This is a genomic window from Paraburkholderia sediminicola, from assembly GCF_046026895.1.
GTDB lineage: Bacteria > Pseudomonadota > Gammaproteobacteria > Burkholderiales > Burkholderiaceae > Paraburkholderia > Paraburkholderia sediminicola_C.
Genome location: NZ_JAQQEU010000076.1, coordinates 1 through 24,301, shown reverse-complemented (window position 1 = coordinate 24,301; position 24,301 = coordinate 1). Strand labels below are relative to the sequence as shown.

Here is a 24,301-nt window from a genome sequence, read left to right as displayed (position 1 = left end):
AGCGTCCTCATTCGTGATCGGGGTGATCGGGGGTGCCGCTGTGATCGGGGCGGCCGCTGCGATCATCCGACGCGGCCGGCGCGGAGCGCGCCGCGAGCTGCGCATCGTATTTCGCGCGCGCCTCGCGCACGGCGTCGCGCGGCGAGACTTCCGGCACGGCGACATCCCACCACCAGCCGCCGTCGTCGGTGGTGCGGGCCGGGTCGGTATCGATGCTGACCACATAGGTGCGATCCGCGGCACGCGCGCGTTGCAGCGCGGCTTCGAGTTCAGCGACATTGCCGACATGTTCGGCTTGCGCGCCTAGCGAGCGCGCATGCGCGGCGAAGTCGATGCGCGGCGCGCCGAGCGGGCCTTGCACGCAGTTCTCCAGCACGTTGTTGAACGGCGCGCCGCCGCAGGCCTGTTGCAAACGGTTGATACAACCGAAGCCGCGATTGTCGAGCACCACGACGATCAGCTTCGCGCCGAGCATCACCGAGGTCGCGATCTCGCTGTTCATCATCAGATAGCTGCCGTCGCCGACGATCACGATCACGTCGCGCTCGGGCCGCGCGAGTTTCACGCCGAGTCCGCCTGCGATCTCGTAGCCCATGCACGAATAGCCGTACTCGACGTGATAGGCGCCCGGTCTGCCCGCGCGCCACAGCTTGTGCAATTCGGCGGGCAGCGTGCCGGCCGCGCACACGACGATGTCGTCCGTCGCGGAGCGCGCGCTCGAACGCTGCACCGCGCCGATCACGTCGCCCTCGTAAGGCAGCGCGGCATCGCGTTGCGGCGCATGCGTGAGCGTGCTCACCGTGTCGCGCCAACTGGCCGCGAGCTTGTGCGCCCGCGCGGTCCACGTGCGCTCCGCATGCCAGCCGTGCAGCGGCTCGGTGAGCGCTTCGAGCGCGAGCCGCGCGTCCGCTTCGACAACCCGCGCGCGATGCTTGAGGCCGTCGAACGCGTTGGCATTGATGGCGATCACGTCGGCCTGGGTGAACAGCGTGTTCGAGCCGGTCGTGAAGTCCTGCAGCCGGGTGCCGATCGCGAGCACGCAGTCCGCGTCGTGCGCGAGCGCGTTCGCGGCGGGCGAGCCGGTCACGCCCAGCGCGCCCGCATTCAGCGGGTCGTTCCAGGCGAGCGCGCTTTTGCCGGCCTGCGTTTCCGCGACCGGGATGCCGTGACCAGCCGCGAAGCGGTGCAACGCATCGGTCGCGCGGCTGTACAGCACGCCGCCACCGGCGACGATCAGCGGACGCTTGGCGTGCCGCAAACGCGCGCAGGCGGCTTCGATCTCATCGACGCGTGGCGCGGGCGCATGAAAGCGGACCACGCGCGGCGCGAAGAAATCGGCGGGGAAGTCCCATGCCTGGGCTTGCACGTCTTGCGGCAGCGCGAGCGTGACCGGTCCGCACAGCGCGGCGTCGGTCAGCACGCGCAGCGCGCGCGGCAACGCGCTCAGCAATTGCGCCGGATGCACGATGCGGTCGAAGTAGCGCGACACAGGTTTGAACGCGTCGTTGGCGGACACGCCGCCGTCGTTGAAATCCTCGAGCTGTTGCAGCACCGGATCGGGCGCGCGCGACACGAAGATATCGCCGGGCAGCAGCAGCACCGGCAGACGGTTCACATGCGCGAGCGCCGCCGCGGTCAGCAGATTGGTGGCGCCGGGCCCGATCGATGTCGTGACCGCCATCATGCGCCGGCGGAAATGCGCCTTCGCATACGCGATCGCGCTGTGCGCCATCGCCTGTTCGTTGTGCGCGCGCAGCGTGGGCAGCTCATCGCGATGCTGATACAGCGCTTCGCCCATCCCCGCGACGTTGCCGTGACCGAAGATGGCGAAAACGCCGCCGAACAGCGGCTCGCTGCCGCTGCCGTCCTCGGTGGTCACGCGTTGCGCCGCTAGATAGCGCACCAGCGCCTGCGCGGTCGTCAGACGGAGGGTGCCGCCCGATGGCGTGCGCGTCTGGGTGGCGTCGTTCGCGGACACCGCGTCGTGATGCATTACGCGCTCATTCATGCCGCCTGCTCCTGATGAACATGATTCGGTGTGCCGGCTTTCCCGGTGCTCGCGCCGCGCGTCGCACGCCACGACGCGACCAGCGTTTCGAAGGTGCGGCGCACACGCGCGATCAGTTCGTCGTCGCCGATTTCTCCGGCGAGCCACGCATGGCTCGGCTCGTGGAAGATCGTGCGGCCTACCGTGAAGCCACGGCACGTGGCCGATTGCGCGGCCGCGCGAAAGCCCTCGTTCAACTGTTCGACACCCGCCGACAAGCCGAGCAACACCACGCCCCGGCAATACGGATCACGTTCGGCGATCAGCGCGTCGACGGCGCGCCATTGCGCGGCGTCCATCGGTTCGAGCTTCCACCACTCCGGATGGATGCCGATGTTGTACAGGCGCTTCAACGCGCGATACACGATGTCCGGCGCTTGCGGCAGATGCGCGTGCTTCGGCGGAATCACTTCGAGCAGCAATTCGTGGCCGCTCGCCTGCGTCGCGTCGTAGAGCGCGCGCAACTGCGCTTCCTGTTCGAGCCGCTGTTCGATGGGCTCGTCGGGATGGAATTGCACGAGGCATTTGGCAACATGCTCCTGCGGCCACGCGATCAGCGTCGTGCCGATCGAGCGGCCGTGATCGAACACCAGCGGCACCGAGCCGGGCAGCTCGACCGGGCGGCCGATCCACCAGCCACGGCCGGTGGCGGCATTCAACGCATCCTGACCGTAGCGGTCGTCGATCAGCACGCCGATGCGGCCTTGCAAGCCCAGCGCGCTCTCGGTCTGCGCGACGGCTTCGACGAACAGGCCCTTCAGCTGCGCGATGCGGGCTTCGTCCGCCCCGGTTTGCTGCGCGAGTTCGAAGAACTGGTTGCGGTGATCGAATGCGAAGCCGAGCACTTCGCGCCACGGTTTGCGCGCGGGCGACACGCGATGCAGGCGCGCCAGCGTCGCGTCGCGATCGGGGCGGCGCATCCGTTGCGGATCGCTTTTGGCTTCGCGCAGGAAGTAATCGAGTTCGGCCGGGGTCGGCATGGCGGGCGCGCAGCCGTGCCGCGACACGACCAGCGCGCCGCTCGCATTCGCGGCGCGCGCGCAGGCTGCGAGCGGCTGATCGCGCAGCCAGCCGGACAGGAAGCCCGACGCGAACGCGTCGCCCGCGCCGAGCACGTTCAGCACTTCGACTTCGACGCCGCCGTGAATCGGCGCGTCGTCGAGCGATGCGGGCACCTCGCCGTCGATGATCTGGCAGCCCAGCGGCCCGCGCTTGAGCACCAGCGTGGCGGGAGTGACCGCGCGCACCATCGCGAGCGCTTCGACCAGTTCGGTCTTGCCGCCGGCGATGCGAAACTCTTCTTCGGTGCCGATCACCAGATCGAACAGCGGCAGGATGCGCTGCAAATGCGCGGTGACGCCCTCGCTCGCGACAAAGCGCGTTTCGCCGTCCGCCTTGCCCGTGAGTCCCCACAACACCGGGCGGTAGTCGATATCGAGCACTGTGCGCACCTGATTGCGGCGCGCGTACTCGAGCGCGCGGCGGCTCGTGCGGTTCACCTGTTCGGTGGAGAAGTGCGTGCCGGTAATCAGCAGCGCCTTCGACGACGCGATGAACGCCTCGTCGAAATCCGCTTCGTCGACGGCCATGTCCGCACAGTTTTCGCGGTAGAAGATCAGCGGGAAGGTGTCGCGGTCCTTCAGGCCGAGCAGCACCAGCGCGGTCAGGCGCTCTTGATCGACCCGCACGCGGCTGACGTCGCAGCCCTCTTTGGTCAGCGTTTCGGTGAGGAAGCGGCCCATGTGGTCGTTGCCGACGCGCGCGAGCATCGCCGACGCCAGCCCCAGCCGCGCGCAGCCGAACGCTATATTCGCCGACGACCCGCCGAGATACTTCGCGAAGCTCGACACGTCTTCGAGCCGCGCGCCGACCTGCTGCGCGTACAGATCGACGGCGAGGCGGCCGAGGCACACGATGTCGCGGCTGCGGCCCGGCGCGAAACGTCCGCCGGCCGCCGAAGCCGGGGCCGAAGACGGCGTGGTCTCGTTGGATGTGCTGGAGTGATCCATGAATATCCCTGAATAGCTGAACGCGGTTCGCCGGCAAGCCTGACGCCGGGCGACCCGCGCGAATCGATCAGATCGTCGCGCCTTCCAGTTCGCCGATCATCTTCTGCATTTCGGCGCCGCCGGCCATCATGTCGAGCACTTCGTCCTTGCTGATGGTGTCCTTGGTGAACGTGCCGAGCGATTTGCCGCGATTGAGCAGCGTGAACGAATCGCCGATCGGATACGCGTGGTGCACGTTGTGCGTGATGAAAATCACCGAGATGCCTTTGGCGCGCGCCTTGTGGATCAGCTTCAGCACGTTGAAGCTCTGCTTCACGCCGAGCGCGGCGGTCGGCTCGTCGAGAATCAGCACGCGCGCGCCGAAGTGAATCGCCCGCGCGATCGCGAGGCATTGGCGCTCGCCACCGGACATCGTGCCGATCGGCTGATGCGGGTCGCGCACGTTGATGCCCATTTCCGCGAGCTTGTCGCGCGCGGTGGTGGCGCTGGTTTCGAGGTCCATCACGTTCAGGAAACCGAAGAGTTTCTTTTGCGGCTCGCGCCCCATGAAGAAGTTGCGCGCGACCGACAGCAGCGGCACCAGCGCGAGATCCTGATAGACGGTGGCGATGCCCAGATCGAGCGCGTCTTTCGGCGACGTGAAATGCACCGGCTTGCCGTCCACCCGGTAGATGCCTTCGCTCGGCAGGTACACGCCCGCGAGCGTCTTGATCAGGGTCGACTTGCCGGCGCCGTTGTCGCCGAGCAGGCAATGCACTTCACCGCGTTTGAGCTTGAGCGTGATGTCCTTGAGCGCAATGATGTTGCCGAAATAGCGGCTGACGTTTTCGAGCGACAGGATGTAGTCGTCTTCGGTCTGTTCGAGGGCGGTCATCATGAACTCCTTGGCTTAGCGAGACGCCGCGACGCGGCTGCGCACGTAGTGGTTGAACAGCACGGCGAACAGCAGCATGACGCCAAGAAATACCCGGAACCAGTCCGAGTCGACATTGGTGTAGGTGATGCCGATTTGCACGACGCCGAAGATCAGCGCGCCAAAGCATGCGCCGATCACCGAGCCGTAGCCGCCGGTGAGGAGGGTGCCGCCGATCACCGCGGCGATGATCGCTTCGAATTCCGCCTGCAAACCGCGGTCGGCCGCGGCCGAACCGATGTCGCACACTTGCAGCACCGCATACAGACACGAACAGAACGCGGTCAGCACGAACAGCGAGATCTTCACCCGCCGCACCGGCACGCCGACGTTCTTGGCCGCGTTGGCGTCGCCGCCGACGGCGAAGATCCAGTTGCCGAAGCGGGTTCTCGCCAGCGTGAACGCGCAGACGACAGCCAGCGCGAGCCACCACAGCAGCACTTTGGGAATACCCGGCACGAGCGGCATGCCGTTGTCGAGCATTTTCACGAGGCCGAGATGACCCAGCCAGACGAACAGGCCGTGGAACGCGACCCCCTGGAAGAGCGTATGCGCCAGCCAGTCCTGCCGCGCGACGTCGCCTACGCCGGAGATGATGGTGCGATCGGCGAACATCACCGACAGCGCCAGCGTGAGTCCGCGCAGGATGAACAGGAAGGCGAGCGTGACGATGAACGACGGCAGCCGCGTACGCATCACCAGATAGCCGTTGAGTGCGCCGAGCAGCATCGAGCCGACGAACGCGAACACGATGGCGAGCCAGATCGGCCAGTGGAAATACATGGTCGGCAGGGCGACCATCATGCCGGCAAAGCCGATCATCGAGCCGATCGACAGATCGAATTCGCCGGCGATCATCAGCATGCAGGCGCCGACCGAGATCAGACCCAGATAGGCCGCGACTTGCGACCAGTTCATGACGCCGTCGAGGTTGAACATCCCAGAGTTGCCGGCGGCCACGCCGAATACGATGAACACCATCGCGGTGCCGGCCAATGCGGCGAATTCCGGGCGATTGAGGAGATGCCGGAACCATGATTCCTGGCGCACGCGCTCGTCGGCGGCAACGGACGGCGTGGCTGAAGCCGGCCCCGACGGATCCTGCGGATCGGTCGGGGGCTGCTTGCGGTGATGGGGATGGAAAAGGTTGGCGACACCCATTGAAGCTCTCCTTGATACGCCGGCGGGCGGCTGGTCGGCGCAAACCCGCGCGGCGTTTGAAGCACCTGAATGCGGTACGTAACGCAGAGTGAACGGGCGAGTGCCGGCCAGGCCAGAGGCATCTGGCCGGTCCCCGCCTCTGTCATGCTTGCCGCCGGCGCGGCGGCGCCATCAGCCGATGCGTTGCCTAGCGGTATTGACCTGCGTACTTGAGCACCTTGTCGACATTGGCTTTCGTGATGAAGCCCGGGCCCGAGCCGATATTGCGCGGCCCATAGGAGGGGGCGAGCCCGTAGGTGGCAAGCCGTTCCTTGAATTTCGGATTGGCCTGCAGGACCTCGCGGATCTTGACCGGATCGGTGGTGTGGTTCTTCTTCGCGATGGCCAGCACGGCGACCGGAATATAGCCCTGCAAGTACGGTTGCTGGTCGATCGCGAACTGGATCGTGCCGTCCTGGATGCCCTTCGCAATGTCGCTGTCGAAGTCGAACGTGGCGAACCAGATCTTGCCCGCGAGGCCCATCTGCTGCAGCGCCTTGAGCGTCGGATCGGCCGACAGCGGCCCGAGCGTGAGCACCGCCTGGGTGTCCGGATGATTGCGCAGAAAGGCGCTCACCTTGGACTGCACGCCCGTCGGATCCTGGCCGGCGTCGAGGGTCGACGTCTTGAAGTTGACGCCGATCGCCTCGGCAAAGCCACGGCAGCGTTCGAACGAAGCCGGGTTGGTCGCGTAGTGGTTCACGCACAGGAACGACTTGATGCCCGCCGCCTTCGCCTTCTCGCCCGCGGCCTTGCCGGCGGTGTATTCAGGCTGTCCGACGTGCATGATCGCGCCGAGCTTCGCGCTTTGCTCCTCGGTGCCGGAGTTGATCGTGACGAGCGGAATGTGTTTCTCGGTGACCTTCGAGATCGAACTCTTGAGCACGTCGAAGTCGGCGATCGAGACGATCACGCCGTCGTAGTTGCGCGCGGCGGCCTGTTCGACCAGACGCGCCATATCGGCGATGTCGCCGTTCGGCGGATTGCGGTAGTCGGTCGTGACGTTGAAGTCCTCGTCGGCCTGTTTGATGGCGTTCTTGATGGTGTTCCACCACGAGTCCGAATCCGGCGCGTGGCTGATCAGCACGAAGTGGGCGTCAGCCGCGCGGGCGGCCGAGGCCGCGCCAAATCCCGTCGCCAACGTCAATGCCGTCACCAGAATCCTGAGCGTAGCCTTGCCCTTGCAAAGTCTCATTGTCTCCACCTTTCTCGGTCTGTCGTTATTGAAGGGAGCGTCTGGCGGCGGCTTTCCATCCGTGTACTGGCCGGCGCATGTCCACCGAAGCACCATCGCTCACGACCAAGATTAGGTCATCTTCCGGGGCGTTGCAATGAAAATTTCATGGCAAATAAAAATGGAAAATGCGTTCCATTTGGGATGAACGCTGCCTATAATCGGCAGCGTCGGAAGGTCGTCCGGGGCTGCCTGGCAAGCGGTTGCCGCAATGCAATAAAGCACTCGAGAGAAAGCCATGGCGGAACCGAGCACCGAAGCATTGCCGAGCGTCGAAGAATTGATGCAGCGCATCGCGGAAAACTACGAGGCGTTGCCGCGGCAGTTGAAGAGCGTCGCAACCTACCTCGAGCAACACCGCTCCAGCGTGATGGTGGATCGCACCAGCGACATCGCCGCGAGCTGCGGCGTGCATCCGTCCGCCGTGGTGCGCTTTGCGCAGCGCTTCGGCTTTTCCGGCTTCTCCGATCTGCAGGCGGTGTTTCGCCAGGCGTACACGGGGCAGGGCGCGTCGTCGCCGAGCTATCAGCAGAGGATTCGCAAGCTGATCGACGAGAAGCCGGGTGCGTTATCGGGCGGCGCGGTGGCGCGCGAATTCATCGCGGCCTCGCGCGGCGGCCTCGAAGAACTCGAAGCGGGACTCGACGACAAGCAGTTCGACGCCGCGGTGAAGATGCTCCAACAGGCCGACAACATCTATGTGATCGGCGTGCGCCGTTCGTTCCCGGTGGCGAGCTACATCGTCTACGCGTTGCAGCACACGCCCAAGCGTGTGCATCTGGTGTCCGGTTTCGGCGGCATGTACCGCGAGCAGATTCGCAGCGTGAAGAAGGGCGACGTGGTGATCGCGATCAGCTTCGCGCCGTATGGCAAGGAAACGCAGTACTGCCTGCGCGTCGCGCATCATCATCAGGCGAAGACGCTGGTTATTACGGATAGCCAACTATCTCCGCTGTCGCGTTACGCGAGCACCCAGCTGTATGTGAAAGAGGGCAGCGCGTTTGCATTCCGCTCGCTGACCAGCACGATCTGCTTGTGCCAGGCGTTGTTCATCGCGCTCGCGTACAAGCTCGAATTGAACGTTGAAGAATCCAAGGACACTGGAGGATACGATGACTGACGCGGTAAAGACGATCGACGTGGCGGTATTCGGCGCGGGGCGCATCGGCAGGATTCATGCGGCGAATCTCGCGCGGCACCCGGGCGTGCGGCTCAAGTACGTGGTCGATGTGAATCGCGAGGCCGCCGCGGCGCTCGCCGCCGAGCATGGCGCGCAGGTCGCGGATATCGACGGCGCGATGGGCGACGCCGCGATCGGCGCGACCGTGATCTGTTCGAGCACGGATACGCATGCCGACCTGATCGTCAAATCGGCGGCGCAAAAGAAGCAAGTGTTCTGCGAGAAGCCTGTCGACCTGACGCTCGCGCGCGCGCAGGTGTGCGCCGACGCGGTGGAGCGCGCGGGCGTGGTCTGCATGATCGGTTTTCAGCGCCGCTTCGATCCGACTTTTTCGGCGTTGAAGGCGCGTATCGACGCGGGCGAGATCGGCACGCCGGAAATGCTGGTGGTGACGAGCCGCGATCCGGGCGCCCCGCCGGTCGAGTACATCCGGCACTCGGGCGGCATCTTCAAGGACATGCTGATTCACGACTTCGACATCTTCCGCTGGATTCTCGACGACGAAGCCGACACGCTGCACGCCACCGGCAGTTGCCTGAGCGACCCGGCGATCGCCGATGCAGGCGATCTCGATTCGACCGCGGTGACGATTCGCACGAAGCGCGGCCGGCTGTGCCAGATCAATACCGCGCGCCGCGCCGCTTACGGCTACGACCAGCGTTTCGAAGTGCTCGGCAGCACCGGCATGCTGCAGGCGGGCAATGTGCGGCCGACCGAAGTCACCGCGTATTCGAAAACCGATGTGTCGACCGACGTGCCCGAGGCGTTTTTCCTCGAACGCTATCGCGCCGCCTACGCGCTCGAAATCGCGCATTTCTTCGACGCGGTCACCCAAGGCAAGCCGGTGCACACCACCGTGGCCGACGGCCTGAAAGCGCTCGAACTCGCCGATGCCGCGACCCGTTCGTGGCGCGAGGGCCGCACGGTCAAACTCGGCGAGGCATCGTGATGCGGGCGGCAGCAGGGCGGGTCCGTGTCGGGGTGGTCGGTTTGGGGCGGCTTGGCAAGCGGCATGCGGAGAATCTCGCGTATCGTGTGCCGGGCGCGGCGCTCGTGGCCGCGTGCAGTCCGCTGGAGGACGAGCGGGCGTGGGCGCGCGACGCATTGCCCGAGCCGCGTCTGTATGGCGATTACGCTGACCTGCTCGCCGATCCCGAGGTGGATGCGGTGTGGCTCGTCACGCCGTCCTCGTTGCACGCGCAGCAGATCGTCGACGCACTGCGCGCCGGCAAGCACGTGTTCTGCGAGAAGCCGTTGTCGCTCGATCTCGCCGAGTGCGAGCGCGTGCTGGCCGAAGCCGCGCGCTATCCGCATCTGCAGGCGACCATCGGCTTCATGCGCCGCTTCGATCCGAGCTACAAGGACGCCTTCGACAAGATCGCGGCGGGCCGCATCGGCAGGCCGTTCCTCGTGCGCTCGCAGACCACCGACCAGAACGACACCGACGGCTTCTTCGTGCGCTTCGCGGCGACCTCGGGCGGCGTCTTTCTCGATTGCACCGTGCACGATATCGACGTGGCCCGCTGGCTGCTCGGCAAGCCGCGCGCGACGCGCGTGTTCGCGGCGGGGGCGGTCGCGCTGCACGAGGCCTTGCGCGAATCCGGCGATGTCGACAACGGCGTGGCGATCTGCGAGTTCGAAGGCGGCAAGCTGGCGATGTTCTACGCGTCGCGCACGCAGGCGCACGGCAACGACACGCAGAGCGAAGTGATCGGCACGGCTGGCGCGCTCGCGATCGGCCACAATCCGCGCGCGAATCGCGTCGAGATATACGACGCGACGGGCATCCGCAACGAATGCACGCCGAACTTCTTCGACCGTTTCGAAGACGCGTTCCTGCACGAGGCGCGCGCGTTCGTCGCGGCGGTGCGGGGCGGGGCGGCAGCCCATGCGCAAGCGGGCGCGACGCTCGCCGACGCGCTCGAGGCGACGCGCATTGGCATCGCGTTGCGGCAGTCGCTGCAAAGCGGGCAGGCGGTCACGTTATAGCGGCGTGAACCGCCGATGGAGCGTGCGAACCGGCGCCGCCGCGTCGTGTCCGGCGGCGGCGCGGCGCCTGCTGTAGAATTTGACCCTCTGTCCGGCGTCGCTTACGACGCCTCGTCCCGAAGGTCATCGCCGATGCAAATTCAGATTCACAAGGAAGTCGATGCGCGCGGGCTGACGTGCCCGCTGCCCATTTTGCGCGCCAAGAAGGCGCTCGCCGACATGGAAAGCGGCCAGATCCTCAAGGTGCTGGCCACCGATCCGGGCTCGCAGCGCGATTTCGCCGCATTTGCGAAGCAAACCGGCAATGAAATCGTCGAGAGTTCGGCGCAAGACAAGGTTTTCACGTTCCTGATGAAGCGCCGCTGACGAGCGGCAACGAGCCAGACACGCGCGCCCCGCACAAAAAGGCGCTGTGCCCGCCAATGCGGGACACAGCGCCTTTTTTACTTCGGTTCGATGTGACCGGGACCGGAAGGCTCGTGCGCGGGCGCCCTTCAGCCTTCCAGAACCGGTGAGCGGGTGCGCAGATATTCTTCGAAATCGGCAGCCACTTCCGGGTGACGCAGCGCGAATTCGACCGTCGCCTTCAGATAACCCAGCTTGCTGCCGCAGTCGAAACGCGTGCCGTGATACTTGTACGCGAGCACCTGTTCGTCGGCGAGCAGCGACTGGATCGCGTCCGTCAGCTGCAATTCGCCGCCCGCGCCCGGCTTGATCGAGCGGATGTGGTTGAAGATGCGCGGCTTGAGCACGTAGCGGCCCACCACGCCGAGATTCGACGGTGCCACGTCAGGCTCCGGCTTTTCGATGATGCCCGACATCTTGATGATCGAATCTTCCCACTCCTTGCCGTCGACGATCCCGTACGACTTGGTCTCCTGCCGCGGGATTTCTTCGACGCCGATCACCGAGCTGTGATAGTGGTCGAACACCTCGATCATCTGCGTCATCACAGGCGGCGTGCCGTACAGCAGGTCGTCCGCGAGAATCACGGCGAACGGGTTGTCGCCCACCAGCTTTTCCGCGCACAGCACCGCGTGGCCGAGGCCCAGCGCTTCCGGCTGGCGCACGTAGAAGCAGTCGACGTGGCTCGGCTTGATGCTGCGGACCAGTTCGAGCAGCTTGTCCTTGCCGCGCGCTTCCAGTTCGGCCTCGATCTCATAGGACTTGTCGAAGTGGTCTTCGATCGCGCGCTTGCTGCGGCCCGTGACGAAGATCATTTCGGTGATGCCGGCCGCCATTGCCTCTTCGACCGCGTACTGGATCAGCGGCTTGTCGACGATCGGCAGCATTTCTTTCGGGCTTGCCTTCGTGGCAGGGAGGAATCGGGTGCCAAGACCTGCCACCGGAAAAACCGCCTTTGTAACTTTTAGCATGGGAATACCCTGAGTCCTCTGGTTTAGCTTTAAGTCCCCGCCTGCCGGTTCAGCCGCGGGCAGGGAGCGTCAATCAGGCCGGCAAGCGGGCCAATTGGGCTTTCAGCTTGCCCATGGTGGCCTCAAAGTCGGCAAGTCTCTTCTGCTCCTGCTCAACGACTGCCGGCGGCGCCTTGGCGACGAAACTTTCGTTCTGCAGTTTGGCGTTGCACTTGGTCACTTCGTTGCCGAGCCGCGCAATCTCCTTCGACAAACGCTCGCGTTCGACCGCTACATCGATCTCCACCTTCAGCACGAGCTTATCACTGCCTACGATAGCAATTGGCGCGCCATCCGCTTGTGCATCGAGCGCGGCCTCGTCGGCGATGATCTGCACTTCCGACAGACGGGCCAATGCCTGGGCGTACGGAGCAAACGTGCGCAGGCGCTCCGCGTTGCCGGTGGCGAGCAGCGGCACCTTGACAGCCGGCGACAGATTCATTTCGCCGCGCAGATTCCGGCACGCATCGATCACCGCTTTCAGGTCGGCCGCCCACTGCTCAGCCTCCTCGTCGAGCTTCGAAGGCTCGGCGATGGGGTACGGCTGCACCATGACGGACGCCTCGCCCTCGGCCGCGCCTGCGGGATAACGTCCGGCCAGCGGCGCCACTTTCTGCCACAGCGCTTCGGTGATGAACGGAATCACCGGATGCGCGAGGCGCAGCACCGTTTCGAGCACGCGCAGCAGCGTGCGGCGCGTGGCGCGCTGCTGGTTGGGCTCGCCCGTCTGGATTTGCACCTTGGCCAGTTCCAGATACCAGTCACAGTATTCGTCCCAGACGAACTTGTATAGGGCGTTGGCGACATTGTCGAAACGATAGTCGGAAAAGCCCTTGGAAATTTCCGCTTCGACACGTTGCAGGCGCGACACGATCCAGCGGTCCGCCGACGAGAAATTCAGGTGGCCGTCCGGGCCGCATTCGCCGCACTGTTCAGGCTTGCCGAAGCCGCAATCGTGGCCTTCGCAGTTCATCAGCACGAAACGCGTGGCGTTCCACAGCTTGTTGCAGAAGTTGCGATAGCCTTCGCAGCGCGCCAGATCGAAGTTGACGTTGCGCCCGAGCGTGGCCATCGACGCCATCGTGAAGCGCAGCGCGTCGGTGCCGAACGCCGGAATGCCGTCGGGGAATTCCTTGCGGGTTTTCTTTTCGATCGACGCGGCCTGCTTCGGATTCATCAGGCCGGTGGTGCGCTTGGCGACCAGCGCGTCGAGGTCGATGCCGTCGACGATATCGATCGGGTCGAGCGTATTGCCCTTGCTCTTGGACATCTTCTGGCCTTCGGCGTCGCGCACCAGACCGTGCACGTAGACCGTGTCGAACGGCACGCGGCCGGTGAAGTGCGTGGTCATCATGACCATGCGCGCGACCCAGAAGAAGATGATGTCGAAGCCGGTGACCAGCACCGACGACGGCATGAAGTGCTTGAGCTCCGGCGTTTCGTTCGGCCAGCCGAGCGACGAGAACGGCACCAGCGCCGACGAGAACCACGTGTCGAGCACGTCTTCGTCGCGCTTCAACGCACCCGTGTAACCGGCTGCGGCGGCCTTCGTGCGCGCGCCCTCTTCGGTCTTCGCGACGAAGATTTCGCCGTTTTCGCCGTACCACGCCGGAATCTGATGGCCCCACCAGAGCTGGCGCGAGATGCACCAGTCCTGGATGTTTTCGAGCCACTGATAGTACGTGGTGGTCCAGTTTTCCGGCACGAACCTGATCTCGCCGCTGCGGACCACGTCCAGCGCGGTTTCGGCGATCGATTTGCCCGGATTGAAGGTGCCTTCCGGCGCCGCCTTGCTCATCGCGACGAACCACTGGTCCGTCAGCATCGGCTCGATCACGACGCCCGTGCGGTCGCCGCGCGGCACCATCAGCTTGTGCGGCTTGACCGATTCGAGCGCGCCGAGCGCTTCGAGGTCGGCCACCACCTGCTTGCGGGCTTCGAACCGGTCGAGGCCGCGATATTTTTCCGGCGCGTTGCCGTTGATTTTCGCGTCGAGCGTGAGGATTTCGATTTGCGGCAGCTTGTGGCGCAGGCCGACCTGGTAGTCGTTGAAATCGTGCGCGGGCGTGACCTTCACGACGCCCGTTCCGAATTCACGGTCGACGTAGTCGTCGGCGATGATCGGCACTTCGCGGTTCGACAGCGGCAGCGTGACCGTCTTGCCGATCAGATGCGCGTAGCGCTCGTCTTCCGGATGAACCATCACCGCAGTGTCGCCGAGCATGGTTTCCGGCCGCGTGGTGGCGACCGTCAGATGGCCCGAGCCGTCGGTGAGCGGATACTGGATGTGCCACAGGTGACCGTTTTCTTCCTCGCTGACCACTTCGAGGTCGGACACGGCAGTGAGCAGCACCGGGTCCCAGTTGACGAGGCGCTTGCCGCGATAGATCAGGCCCTGTTCATACAGACGCACGAACACGTCGCGCACGGCGGCCGACATCTTGTCGTCCATCGTGAAGTATTCGCGCGACCAGTCGATCGACGCGCCCAGACGGCGCACCTGGTTCGTGATGGTCGAGCCGGACTGCTGTTTCCATTCCCACACGCGTTCGACGAACTTCTCGCGGCCGAGGTCGTGGCGCGACACGCCCTGCGCGTCCAGCTGCCGTTCGACGACGATCTGCGTGGCGATCCCCGCATGGTCCGTGCCGGGCACCCACAGCGTGTTTTCGCCGAGCATGCGGTGATAGCGGGTGAGGCCGTCCATGATGGTCTGGTTGAACGCATGGCCCATGTGCAGGGTGCCCGTGACGTTCGGTGGCGGCAACTGGATGGAGAAATCCTTGCGGTTTTCGTCGAAGGAGGGCGCCGCGTAGCCGCGCTTTTCCCATTCAGGGCCCCAGTGGGCTTCGATAGTGTGGGGCTCGAAGCTTTTGGCAAGCGTTGAGGTGGTGTCGCTCGGGGTCTCGCTCATGTGTCGTTCGGCTGGTGAATTCAAAGAATGCTTGATTATAAGCGGCGCGGGGCGCCGGGGGATTTTCGGGGTGGGGTTTGGGTTTGCGGTCTGGCGGTGTTATTGGCGGTGTTGGCGGACCCTACACCCAACCCCCAACCCCAAAAAATCCCATCCCCCGCCGGGGCATATAATGACGCACGAACCGCAGCCCCTCCCAAAAAATGCCCGATCTGCTAGCCAATCTGAACCCCGAACAACACGCCGCCGTCACGCTCCCCAATGAGCCCGCGCTGATTCTCGCCGGTGCGGGCAGCGGCAAAACCCGCGTTCTGATCACGCGCATCGCGTGGCTGATCCAGCACGGTCTCGCGTCGCCCGCCACGATTCTGGCGGTGACCTTCACCAACAAGGCCGCGCGCGAAATGATGGCGCGTCTGTCGGCGCTCTTGCCAATCGACACGCGCGGCATGTGGATCGGCACTTTCCACGGCCTGTGCAACCGCATGCTGCGCGCGCATCATCGCGACGCGGGGCTGCCGGCCACGTTCCAGATTCTCGACACCGCGGACCAGCTGTCCGCGATCAAGCGTCTGATGAAGGGCCTCAACATCGACGACGAAAAGTACCCGGCGAAGAACCTGCAATACTTCATCAACAACGCGAAGGAACAGGGGCTGCGGCCGAAAGACGTCGATGCCACCGACAACTTCAACCGCAAATTCGTCGAGCTGTACGAAGCCTACGACCAGCAATGCCAGCGTGAAGGCGTGGTCGACTTTCCCGAGCTGCTGCTGCGCTGCTACGAACTGCTCGCGCACAATCCGCCGTTGCGCGCGCACTATCAGGCGCGCTTCAGGCACATTCTCGTCGACGAGTTCCAGGACACCAACAAACTGCAATACGCATGGCTCAAGCTGCTCGCGGGCCAGAGCAACGCGATTTTCGCGGTCGGCGACGATGACCAGTCGATCTACGCATTCCGTGGCGCGAACGTCGGCAACATGCGCGACTTCGAGCACGAGTTCAACGTGCGCCATCTGATCAAGCTCGAACAGAACTACCGCTCGCACGGCCATATTCTCGACGCCGCGAATCAGCTGATCGCCAACAACTCGCGGCGTCTCGGCAAGAATCTGCGCACCGACGCGGGTCATGGCGAGCCGGTGCGCGTCTACGAGTCCGCGACCGATTCGCAGGAAGCCGGCTGGATCGTCGAAGAAATCAAGGCGCTCATCAGCACCGGCACATCGCGCAGCGAGATCGCGATTCTCTATCGCAGCAACGCGCAGTCGCGCACGATCGAACACACGCTGGTCAATGCGGGCATCGCGTATCGCGTGTATGGCGGTCTGCGCTTTTTCGAGCGCCAGGAAGTCAAGCACGCGCTCGCGTATCTCCGCCTTATCGACAACCCGAACGACGACACCGCGTTCGCGCGTGTCGTCAATTTCCCGACACGCGGCATCGGCGCGCGCTCGATCGAGCAGCTTGCGGACGCGGCGCGCCTGTACAACTGCTCGATGGCCGCGGCGATTCCGTACGTCGCGGGCAAGGCGGGGTCGAGCCTCGCCGGCTTTGCCAACCTGATCGGCAGGATGCGCGCGGAAACCCAGCAGATGAGCTTGCCGGAAACCGTCGAGTACGTGGTGCGCACGAGCGGTCTCGCGGAGTTCTATCAGAACGAGCGCGAAGGCCAGGACCGGCTGGAGAACTTGCAGGAACTGGTCAACGCGGCCGCCGCGTTCGTCAGCGAAGAGGGCTACGGGATGGATACGCCGGCGCGCTCGATTCCGCTGCGTCCGGGCGCGACTGCCGCACCTGAACTGGCGGTCGCCACCGACGATCCGAATACCGTCGTGCTGGACGCGCCCGGCATTGCCGATCCCGCGCAAAACCCGGACACGATGACGCCGCTCGCCGGTTTCCTGTCGCACGCGTCGCTCGAAGCGGGCGACAACCAGGCGCAAGCCGGCCAGGAAGCGGTGCAACTGATGACGGTGCACGCGGCCAAGGGTCTCGAATTCACGGCGGTGTTCATCACCGGCCTCGAAGAGGGGTTGTTCCCGCACGAGAACAGCGCGATGGAATCGGACGGTCTGGAGGAAGAGCGGCGCCTGATGTACGTGGCGATCACCCGGGCGAAGGAGCGTTTGTATCTGTCGTTCGCGCAGAGCCGGATGCTGCACGGGCAGACGCGCTACAACATCCGTTCGCGCTTCTTCGACGAACTGCCGCAGGAAACGCTCAAGTGGCTCACGCCGAAGGTCGAGGCGGGCGCGCGCTGGGGCGGCCGCTCGGACAACGCGGGTTATGGGCGCGACTGGTTTGCGCGGCCGGGCTATACGGGCCCGGCATCGTCGACGCCGGCGCCGCTGCCGGCCTTCGCGAACGAGCAGCGCGCGGCCGAGACGGGCTTTCGCGTGGGGCAGCAGGTGTTCCATACGAAGTTCGGCGAAGGCACGATCACCGCGCTGGAGGGCGGCGGGACCGACTCGAAGGCGCAGGTCAAGTTCAAGCGGCACGGCGAGAAGTGGCTGGCGCTCGCGGTCGCGAAATTGCAGGCGGTGGAATGAGCGGCGGCGAAATGGGTGGGACGGGCGCAAACGTGGCTGGCTCAAGCACGCTCGACATCCCCGCGAACCGCGGCGGTGCGCCGGCTTCGCATCGTCCGCTGGGTATCCTGGCGGCGTTGCCGCAGGAACTCGGCGATCTGATCGAAGCGATGCGCGCCGAGTCCGGGGTGCGCACGATCACGCACGGTCAGCGCGACTATCACCTGGGCACCGTCCACGGTTCGCCGTGCGTCGTCACGCTGGCGCGCGTCGGCAAGGTCGCGGCGGCCGCGACCGTCAGCGCGCTGATCCATGCGTTCGACGTCGACGCGGTCGTATTCACGGGTGTGGCGGGTGGCGTGGGGAACGACGTGCGGGTCGGCGATATCGTCGTCGCCGATGCGTTGCTGCAGCACGATCTCGATGCGTCGCCGCTGTTTCCGCGTTTCGAGGTGCCGTTGCTGGGCATGTCGCGTTTCGCCGCCGATGCGGCGCTGGCCGACCGGCTCGCCGCAGCGTGCGAGCGTTTTGTCGCGGAAGAGGGCGCGGCCTCGGCGGCGCGCTTCGGTACGCGCGAGCCGCGCGTGCATCGCGGCTTGATCGTCAGCGGCGATCAGTTCGTCGCGAGCGCGGCGGGTGTGAACGCGTTGCGCGATGCGTTGCCGGATGCGCTCGCAGTCGAGATGGAAGGCGCGGCGATCGCGCAGGTCTGCCATGAATATGGCGTGCCGTGCGGGGTCGTGCGCACGATTTCCGATACCGCCGACGATCATGCCCCCGAGTCGTTCGTGTCGTTTCTGACGGAGATCGCGGGGGCTTATTCGAATGCGATTCTGACGCGCTTTCTTGACGCGCGGAAGGCGCAGGGTTGAGCGCTTGAGGGTTGAAGAGCGCGCGGTGCTGGCTGGATGGCGGCGCGCGCTTTTCGGGCTGATTTTTCAGGCTGGTTCGGTGGCGCGGCTCTTCAGCCTGGCTTTTCAACTACGCTTTTTCAGCTTCGCTTCTTCAGCGTGGCCACCCAGCGAAGCTTCACAGCGCAGCTCACTCACCGAGCTTCTCCGCGCATCCCGCTAGTTCACGCTTTCCCCACCTCGCCAAGCGCCTCGCGAACCTGCTGCAACGCGGCCGGATCTTCGATAGTCGGCAGATCGCCCGGCTCGTGTCCTTCAGCAAGCGCGGCGATCGCGCGGCGCAGCAGCTTGCCCGAGCGTGTCTTCGGTAGCATCGACACCACCACCACGCGCGCCGGCCGCGCAATCGCGCCGAGCTGGCGATCGACCGTCGCCGCGAGTTCGGCTTCCAGCCGCGCGCGCTCACTGGGGTCCGCATCGGATGGCGCGCCGCGCAGCACCACGAAGGCCATCGCCACCTGACCCTTCACCGCGTCCGTCACGCCGACCACCGCGACTTCCGCGACCGCCGCGTGGCTCGACAACGCTTCCTCGATCTCGCGCGTGCCGAGCCGGTGGCCGGCTATGTTGATCACATCGTCGGTGCGGCCGAGAATCGTCACGTAGCCGTCCTCGTCCTGCACGCCCCAGTCAAAGGTCGAATAGACCTGGTGGTCCGGAATGCTCGACCAGTAGATGCTGACAAAGCGGCTGTCGTCGCCCCACACCGTCGACATGCAGCCCGGCGGCAGCGGATAGTCCAGCGTCAGCACGCCTTTTTCGCCGGGCGCGCAGGGCTTGCCGGTCAGCTCGTTGCGCAGCGTCAGCTTGAAACCGGCCGACGGCACGCCCGGCGAGCCGAGCTTGGTGGGCAGCGCTTCCACGCCGCGCGGAATCGCCAGCATCGGCCAGCCGGTTTCGGTCTGCCAGTAGTTGTCGATCACCGGCTTGCCGAGCGCATCGGAGATCCACGCGGCGGTCGGCTCGTCGAGCGGCTCGCCGGCGAGAAACAGGGTGCGCAGGCTCGACAGATTCGCCTTCTTCAGCAGCGCCGGGTCCTGCTTCTTCAGCACGCGCAGCGCGGTCGGCGCAGTGAACATCAGATTGATTCCGTGCTGTTCGACGAGGCGCCACCAGATGCCGCCGTCCGGGCGAATCGGCGTGCCTTCGTACATCACGGTGGTCAGTCCCGCGATCAGCGGCGCGTAGACGATGTAGCTGTGGCCGACCACCCAGCCCACGTCCGACGCGGTGAACATCGTGTCGCCGGGCTTGCCCTGAAAGATGTATTCCATCGATGCGGCCAGCGCCACTGCGTAGCCGCCGACATCGCGTTGCACGCCCTTGGGCTTGCCGGTGGTGCCCGAGGTGTACAGCACATACGAGGGCTCGTTCGATTCGAGCCATTCGCAGGGCACGTGCGCGTCGAAGAACTGCTCGCGCAGCGGCTCGTAGGCGACGAGGTAGCGCGCGTTCAGACGCTCGGGCGCGAGTTGCCGGTCCACCAGCAGCACACACGGCGTCTTGTGCTTCGCGCGCGCGAGCGCTTCGTCGATCAGCGGCGCGTAGTCGATCACCTTGCCGCCGCGCGCGCCGGCGTCGGCGGTCACGATCAGCACGGGCTTCGCGTCGTCGATGCGGGCCGCGAGGTTGGGCGCCGCGAAGCCGCCGAACACCACCGAGTGAATCGCGCCCAGACGCGCGCACGCGAGCATCGCGAAGAGGGCCTCGGGGATCATCGGCAGATAGAGCAGTACGACGTCGCCGCGCTTCACGCCGAGCGAGCGCATCACCGCGGCCATCCGGTTGATCTCCGCGTACAGCTCGGCATAGGTGTAGCGCCGTTCGATGCCGGTTTCGGTCGACACATAGACCAGCGCGTTCTGCTGGGCGCGCTCGGCCAGATGGCGGTCCACCGCGTTATGACAGAGATTCGTGCGGCCGCCGACGAACCAGCGTGCGAACGGCGGTTTCGAGCGGTCGAGCACGGTGTCGAACGGCGTGTGCCAGTGGATCCGCTGCGCTTCGTCGCGCCAGAAATCCTCGGGATTCTCGATCGAACGGCGGTGGAAGTCGCGGTAGCTGGTCATCTGCGGCGATCCTTCTGCTGCGTGAGTGAACGGTGTCGATGGCGGCGCAGGCGGCCCTGCTGCGCGGCGCGAGTGTGGCGTGTGTGCTCGCACAAGCATAGAGCACGCGCCGTGCAGCGGACAACGCGGGTTCACCATGAGCGGAAATGGGATCGCCGCAATGCCGGACCGATCACGCGACGGCGCGGCGGCGTGGTCACGCAGGGTCAGGCAAAGCATGTCCGCTGCGCCCGCTCGCTGCGCAAAAGGAAAAAGGCGCCGCAGCGCCTTTCCCCTGAATGCAACCAGCGAACAATCCGCTCACGCCTTCGCGCGCTTGCCCTCGACATCCGGCAGCAGCACCGTCAGCACGCCGATCAGCGGCAGGAACGAGCAGACCCTGTAGACGAACGCGATGCTGGTGGCGTCGGCCAGTTGCCCGAGTACCGCCGCGCCGATCCCGCCGAGGCCGAACGCGAAGCCGAAGAATAGCCCCGCGACCATCCCCACCTTGCCGGGGATCAGCTCCTGCGCATAGACGAGGATCGCCGAGAACGCCGAGGCCAGCACCACGCCGATGATCACCGTCAGCACGCCGGTCCAGAACAGATTCGCGTACGGCAGCAGCAGCGTGAACGGCGCGACGCCGAGAATCGACACCCAGATCACGTACTTGCGGCCGATCCTGTCGCCGATCGGACCGCCGATCACCGTGCCCGCCGCGACCGCCGCGAGGAACACGAACAGATGGATCTGCGCGGCCTGCACCGTCAGATGGAACCGGTCGATCAGATAGAACGTGAAGTAGCTGTTGATGCTCGCAAGGTAGAAGTACTTCGAGAACACCAGCAGGATCAGCACGCCCATCGCGAGCATGACCTTGTTGCGCGACAGCGTCGCGTGCGCTACGTGGCCGCGCGCCTTCTTCACCGACGGATGCTGCTTGTACCAGCGGCCGATCTGCGTCAGCACGACCATCGCGACGAGCGCCGCCGCCGAGAACCACGCGATGCTGCGCTGGCCGTGCGGAATCACGATCAGCGCGGCGAGCAGCGGCCCGAGCGACGATCCCGCGTTGCCGCCCACCTGGAACAGCGACTGCGCGAGTCCGTGCCGGCCGCCCGAGGCCATGCGCGCGACCCGCGACGATTCCGGATGGAACACCGACGACCCGCAGCCGACCAGCGCCGCGGCCACCAGCAGCACGCCGAAGCTCGGCGCAATCGACATCAGCAGCAGGCCGGCAAGCGTGAAGCCCATGCCGACGGGTAGCGAATACGGCTTCGGATGCTTGTCGGTATAGCTGCCGACGAGCGGTTGCAGCAGCGACGCGGTGATCTGGTAGGTCAGCGTAATCAGCCCGATCTGCCCGAACGACAGCGAAAAGTTGTCCTTCAGCATCGGGTAGATCGCGAGGATCAACGACTGGATCATGTCGTTGAGCAGGTGCGAAAAGCTGATCGCGCCGAGCACGGAATAGACCGTGCGCTGGATTTTGGCGGCCGGCTGGGCGGTGGCGCCGCTTCCGGCTGATGCGCCGGCGAGGGCGTTTTTATCGAGGCTCGTTTCCATACGCTGGTGAGAGATGAGAGAGAAAAGGGTGGCAAATAGGGGTTTGGCTGTGGCCGGCTCGTCGGTTTTCGTTCTGGCTGACGGTCACTTTGACGCGACTTCTGGCGCTTTCAGTCGTTCCACGAAGTTTAATGTGGCTTGAGTGAATTGTAAGGACAAGTTTTGTCGCGAATCGGACATTGTCGGACATGGGCGAAGTCACTGGCGTACCAAAACCGGGCGGCGGCAGCACCGTGAGAATGTCGACAGCGGATTGCTCACGCGCGCAGGCGGACAACCCGGCCTGTGGCTGATAAATCCGGGTGGCCGATTTTTGGCCGGGTATAAACACCGTCGCGGGCGCGCGGCTTACAAAGCCGCGCGTCGAGGACCGGGCGACACGCGGCGGCCATGCGCGAGCGGCGGCAAAAGACATTAAAGATCGCGGACGCGGCGGCCGTAGACCCGGAGAGATAAGCAGCAATGCCGGACCAACCTTTCCGGCAGCTCTACACGTGGGGACGGGGAATATGAAAGCAGTTTCGCCAGGCAATCGGCACAACGCGGGATTCTTGACGGACGGACCGGCGTCGCACGCGACGCCGTCGCGTGTTCAGGGCGGCCGTGCGCATGCCGTGAAGCGCAAGAGCTGGTCGGTGAAGGCGATGTTGCGCGTCGCGTTCGCGGTGCTGCTGATCGGCACACTGCTGATCGGCGTGTTTTCGCTCACGCAGATCCGCCGTCTGAACGCGTCCGCGCAGTCCATCTACGACCAGGGCCACGTCGCGAGCCGCGCGGCCGAGGAAGCGCGCGGTCACATGCTGCGCGCGAGCCGCGCGCAAAAGATGCTGCTGACGGCGACCACCGCGAAGGAGCGCGACGGACTCGGTGCGGACATCGAGCGCGGCCTCGCCGGTCTCGGTGCGCAACTCGCCACGCTGCAGCAGTACGTCGACACCTCGGATGCGAAGGCGGTCGACGAGCAGAAGGGGTTCGCCGCCGCCGTCACCGTATGGAGCGGTCATCTGCGCGACTTCGTGACGCTCGTGAAAGCGCAGCCGCTCGACCTGTCGCAGATGAACTGGCAGGTCGGCACCCAGGACGTGTCGCTGCTGGTCGAAACCGGCAAGCTCGAAAAGCTCGTCGATGAACTCATCGCGCAGCGCGGCACCGCCGCGAAGGCGACCATCGACGCGTCGGGTTTCATCTACCACTCGTCGTTCGTGATGATCGCCGCGATGACGTTCGCGCTGATAGCGCTCGCGTTCGGCATCAGCGAGTGGGTGGTGCGGCGGCTTGCCGGCCAGCTCGGCGGCGAGCCGGCGTACGCGAAGGAAATCGCGAGCCGCATCGCGGCGGGCGATCTGTCGAACCAGATCGCGCTCGGCCGCAAAGACCGCTCCAGCATGCTGTACGCGCTGCACGACATGCAAAGCGGACTCGCGACGACCGTCTCGGACATCGCGTCGAGCGCGGACGCGATTGCGACCGCGTCGGGCGAAATCTCGATGGGCAATCTGGACCTGTCGCAACGCACCGAGCAGCAGGCGATGGCGCTCGAACGCACCGCCAGCAGCATGGAGCAGTTGACCTCGACGGTGCGCCAGAACGCCGACAACGCGAAGCAGGCGAGCATGCTTGCGAACAACGCATCGGAGATCGCGGAGAAGGGCGGCGCGGTGGTGAGCCGCGTGGTCGCGACGATGAACGACATCAACGAGAGCGCGCGCAGTATCGGCGACATCATCGGCGTGATCGAGGGGATCGCGTTCCAGACCAACATTCTGGCGTTGAACGCGGCGGTCGAGGCGGCGCGCGCGGGCGAAGAAGGCCGCGGGTTCTCGGTGGTCGCCGCCGAAGTGCGCAATCTCGCACAGCGCAGCGCCGCTGCCGCCAAGGAGATCAAAGGTTTGATCGACGCGTCGGTCGAACGCGTGGGCAATGGCTCGGCGCTGGCTCAGGATGCCGGGGCGACGATGGATGAAGTCGTGAAAGCGGTCAAGCGCGTCACCGACATCATGGGCGAGATTTCGGCGGCATCGTCCGAGCAGAGCGCCGGCATCGAGGAGATCAACCTCGCGGTCACGCAGATGGATTCGGGCACGCAGCAGAATGCCGCGCTGGTGGAGCAGGCCACGGCCGCGGCCCGATCGCTGGACGATCAGGCGCGCGGTTTGAAGGCGATGGTGGGGAAGTTCAGGCTGTGAAGCGGGTTGGTTTTTTGCGGCGCTGATCGCTGATTGTGTTTGCGTGGTTCATGCTTGAACTTGAATGCATGGACCACGCGGCGCCGCTTGACGCGATGCGTCGTCGGTCTGGTCGGCGTCGTCAGCTCTTCGTGGCGTCGGGCTTCACC

At 65.3% G+C, this 24,301-nt stretch carries 17 protein-coding genes; 7 read left to right on the top strand and 10 right to left on the bottom strand.

What is annotated here, in order from left to right; genetic code table 11:
* Positions 1-7: 7 nt before the first annotated feature.
* The 5 genes from iolD to PQR02_RS32970 form a co-directional block, all read right to left on the bottom strand.
* Positions 8-2,008: a 3D-(3,5/4)-trihydroxycyclohexane-1,2-dione acylhydrolase (decyclizing) gene (gene iolD / locus PQR02_RS32990; protein ID WP_408241642.1), complete on the bottom strand. Its 2,001-nt coding sequence runs from the start codon at positions 2,006-2,008 to the stop codon at positions 8-10.
* Positions 2,005-4,056: a bifunctional 5-dehydro-2-deoxygluconokinase/5-dehydro-2-deoxyphosphogluconate aldolase gene (locus tag PQR02_RS32985; RefSeq protein ID WP_408241639.1), complete on the bottom strand. Its 2,052-nt coding sequence runs from the start codon at positions 4,054-4,056 to the stop codon at positions 2,005-2,007. Before PQR02_RS32985 ends, iolD begins: the two co-directional genes overlap by 4 nt.
* A gap of 67 nt (positions 4,057-4,123) precedes the next feature.
* On the bottom strand, positions 4,124-4,930 hold the full coding sequence (locus PQR02_RS32980) for an ATP-binding cassette domain-containing protein (RefSeq protein WP_408241636.1): 807 nt from the start codon (positions 4,928-4,930) through the stop codon (positions 4,124-4,126).
* 15 nt (positions 4,931-4,945) lie between these two features.
* Positions 4,946-6,130: an ABC transporter permease gene (locus PQR02_RS32975; protein WP_408241633.1), complete on the bottom strand. Its 1,185-nt coding sequence runs from the start codon at positions 6,128-6,130 to the stop codon at positions 4,946-4,948.
* 187 nt (positions 6,131-6,317) lie between these two features.
* Positions 6,318-7,364, bottom strand: coding sequence for a sugar ABC transporter substrate-binding protein (locus PQR02_RS32970; protein WP_408241630.1), 1,047 nt, complete (start codon positions 7,362-7,364; stop codon positions 6,318-6,320).
* A gap of 277 nt (positions 7,365-7,641) precedes the next feature.
* Between PQR02_RS32970 and PQR02_RS32965 the strand changes: the two genes are divergently transcribed.
* The 4 genes from PQR02_RS32965 to PQR02_RS32950 all read left to right on the top strand — a co-directional run bounded on the left by PQR02_RS32965 (position 7,642) and on the right by PQR02_RS32950 (position 10,938).
* Complete coding sequence (locus PQR02_RS32965; RefSeq protein WP_408241627.1) at positions 7,642-8,523, top strand: MurR/RpiR family transcriptional regulator; 882 nt, start codon at positions 7,642-7,644, stop codon at positions 8,521-8,523.
* Positions 8,516-9,532 (top strand): inositol 2-dehydrogenase, encoded by a 1,017-nt coding sequence (gene iolG / locus PQR02_RS32960; RefSeq protein WP_408241624.1) that lies wholly within the window; start codon positions 8,516-8,518, stop codon positions 9,530-9,532. The genes PQR02_RS32965 and iolG overlap by 8 nt, the downstream gene beginning before the upstream one ends.
* On the top strand, positions 9,532-10,572 hold the full coding sequence (locus PQR02_RS32955; protein ID WP_408241621.1) for a Gfo/Idh/MocA family oxidoreductase: 1,041 nt from the start codon (positions 9,532-9,534) through the stop codon (positions 10,570-10,572). The genes iolG and PQR02_RS32955 overlap by 1 nt, the downstream gene beginning before the upstream one ends.
* 138 nt (positions 10,573-10,710) lie before the next feature.
* Positions 10,711-10,938, top strand: a complete 228-nt coding sequence (locus tag PQR02_RS32950) for a sulfurtransferase TusA family protein (protein ID WP_121318986.1) — start codon at positions 10,711-10,713, stop codon at positions 10,936-10,938.
* Between the two features lie 128 nt (positions 10,939-11,066).
* Here PQR02_RS32950 and galU read toward each other — a convergent pair whose 3' ends face one another.
* A complete protein-coding gene (galU, locus tag PQR02_RS32945) occupies positions 11,067-11,948 on the bottom strand; it encodes a UTP--glucose-1-phosphate uridylyltransferase GalU (protein ID WP_149667951.1) in 882 nt (293 codons plus the stop codon).
* 73 nt (positions 11,949-12,021) lie between these two features.
* Complete coding sequence (locus PQR02_RS32940; protein ID WP_408241616.1) at positions 12,022-14,901, bottom strand: valine--tRNA ligase; 2,880 nt, start codon at positions 14,899-14,901, stop codon at positions 12,022-12,024.
* Positions 14,902-15,104: 203 nt separating this feature from the next.
* Here PQR02_RS32940 and PQR02_RS32935 point away from each other — a divergent pair, with 203 nt between their 5' ends.
* Together PQR02_RS32935 and PQR02_RS32930 are read left to right on the top strand one after the other, a co-directional pair.
* Positions 15,105-17,456, top strand: coding sequence for a UvrD-helicase domain-containing protein (locus tag PQR02_RS32935; protein WP_408241613.1), 2,352 nt, complete (start codon positions 15,105-15,107; stop codon positions 17,454-17,456).
* On the top strand, positions 17,453-18,307 hold the full coding sequence (locus tag PQR02_RS32930) for a 5'-methylthioadenosine/adenosylhomocysteine nucleosidase (protein WP_408241610.1): 855 nt from the start codon (positions 17,453-17,455) through the stop codon (positions 18,305-18,307). Before PQR02_RS32935 ends, PQR02_RS32930 begins: the two co-directional genes overlap by 4 nt.
* A gap of 203 nt (positions 18,308-18,510) precedes the next feature.
* Here PQR02_RS32930 and PQR02_RS32925 read toward each other — a convergent pair whose 3' ends face one another.
* Together PQR02_RS32925 and PQR02_RS32920 are read right to left on the bottom strand one after the other, a co-directional pair.
* Positions 18,511-20,415, bottom strand: coding sequence for a propionate--CoA ligase (locus PQR02_RS32925; protein ID WP_408241607.1), 1,905 nt, complete (start codon positions 20,413-20,415; stop codon positions 18,511-18,513).
* A gap of 300 nt (positions 20,416-20,715) precedes the next feature.
* A complete protein-coding gene (locus PQR02_RS32920; RefSeq protein ID WP_408241604.1) occupies positions 20,716-21,966 on the bottom strand; it encodes an MFS transporter in 1,251 nt (416 codons plus the stop codon).
* A gap of 509 nt (positions 21,967-22,475) precedes the next feature.
* Here PQR02_RS32920 and PQR02_RS32915 point away from each other — a divergent pair.
* Positions 22,476-24,152, top strand: coding sequence for a methyl-accepting chemotaxis protein (locus tag PQR02_RS32915; RefSeq protein ID WP_408241601.1), 1,677 nt, complete (start codon positions 22,476-22,478; stop codon positions 24,150-24,152).
* Here PQR02_RS32915 and PQR02_RS32910 read toward each other — a convergent pair.
* Positions 24,107-24,301 (bottom strand): hypothetical protein (locus PQR02_RS32910; RefSeq protein WP_408241598.1); only part of this gene is annotated, 195 nt, incomplete at its 5' end. The two genes, PQR02_RS32915 and PQR02_RS32910, sit on opposite strands and share 46 nt — an antisense overlap.

Bases quoted from the DNA above. Each gene is read 5' to 3' on its own strand.
- PQR02_RS32955 (WP_408241621.1), top strand. From the start codon at position 9,532: ATGCGGGCGGCAGCAGGGCGGGTCCGTGTCGGGGTGGTCGGTTTGGGG.
- PQR02_RS32935 (WP_408241613.1), top strand. From the start codon at position 15,105: ATGCCCGATCTGCTAGCCAATCTGAACCCCGAACAACACGCCGCCGTC.
- PQR02_RS32915 (WP_408241601.1), top strand. From the start codon at position 22,476: ATGAAAGCAGTTTCGCCAGGCAATCGGCACAACGCGGGATTCTTGACG.
- PQR02_RS32940 (WP_408241616.1), bottom strand. From the start codon at position 14,901: ATGAGCGAGACCCCGAGCGACACCACCTCAACGCTTGCCAAAAGCTTC.
- iolD (WP_408241642.1), bottom strand. From the start codon at position 2,008: ATGAATGAGCGCGTAATGCATCACGACGCGGTGTCCGCGAACGACGCC.
- PQR02_RS32925 (WP_408241607.1), bottom strand. From the start codon at position 20,415: ATGACCAGCTACCGCGACTTCCACCGCCGTTCGATCGAGAATCCCGAG.
- iolG (WP_408241624.1), top strand. From the start codon at position 8,516: ATGACTGACGCGGTAAAGACGATCGACGTGGCGGTATTCGGCGCGGGG.
- PQR02_RS32970 (WP_408241630.1), bottom strand. From the start codon at position 7,364: ATGAGACTTTGCAAGGGCAAGGCTACGCTCAGGATTCTGGTGACGGCA.
- PQR02_RS32930 (WP_408241610.1), top strand. From the start codon at position 17,453: ATGAGCGGCGGCGAAATGGGTGGGACGGGCGCAAACGTGGCTGGCTCA.
- PQR02_RS32975 (WP_408241633.1), bottom strand. From the start codon at position 6,130: ATGGGTGTCGCCAACCTTTTCCATCCCCATCACCGCAAGCAGCCCCCG.
- PQR02_RS32965 (WP_408241627.1), top strand. From the start codon at position 7,642: ATGGCGGAACCGAGCACCGAAGCATTGCCGAGCGTCGAAGAATTGATG.
- galU (WP_149667951.1), bottom strand. From the start codon at position 11,948: ATGCTAAAAGTTACAAAGGCGGTTTTTCCGGTGGCAGGTCTTGGCACC.
- PQR02_RS32980 (WP_408241636.1), bottom strand. From the start codon at position 4,930: ATGACCGCCCTCGAACAGACCGAAGACGACTACATCCTGTCGCTCGAA.
- PQR02_RS32985 (WP_408241639.1), bottom strand. From the start codon at position 4,056: ATGGATCACTCCAGCACATCCAACGAGACCACGCCGTCTTCGGCCCCG.
- PQR02_RS32920 (WP_408241604.1), bottom strand. From the start codon at position 21,966: ATGGAAACGAGCCTCGATAAAAACGCCCTCGCCGGCGCATCAGCCGGA.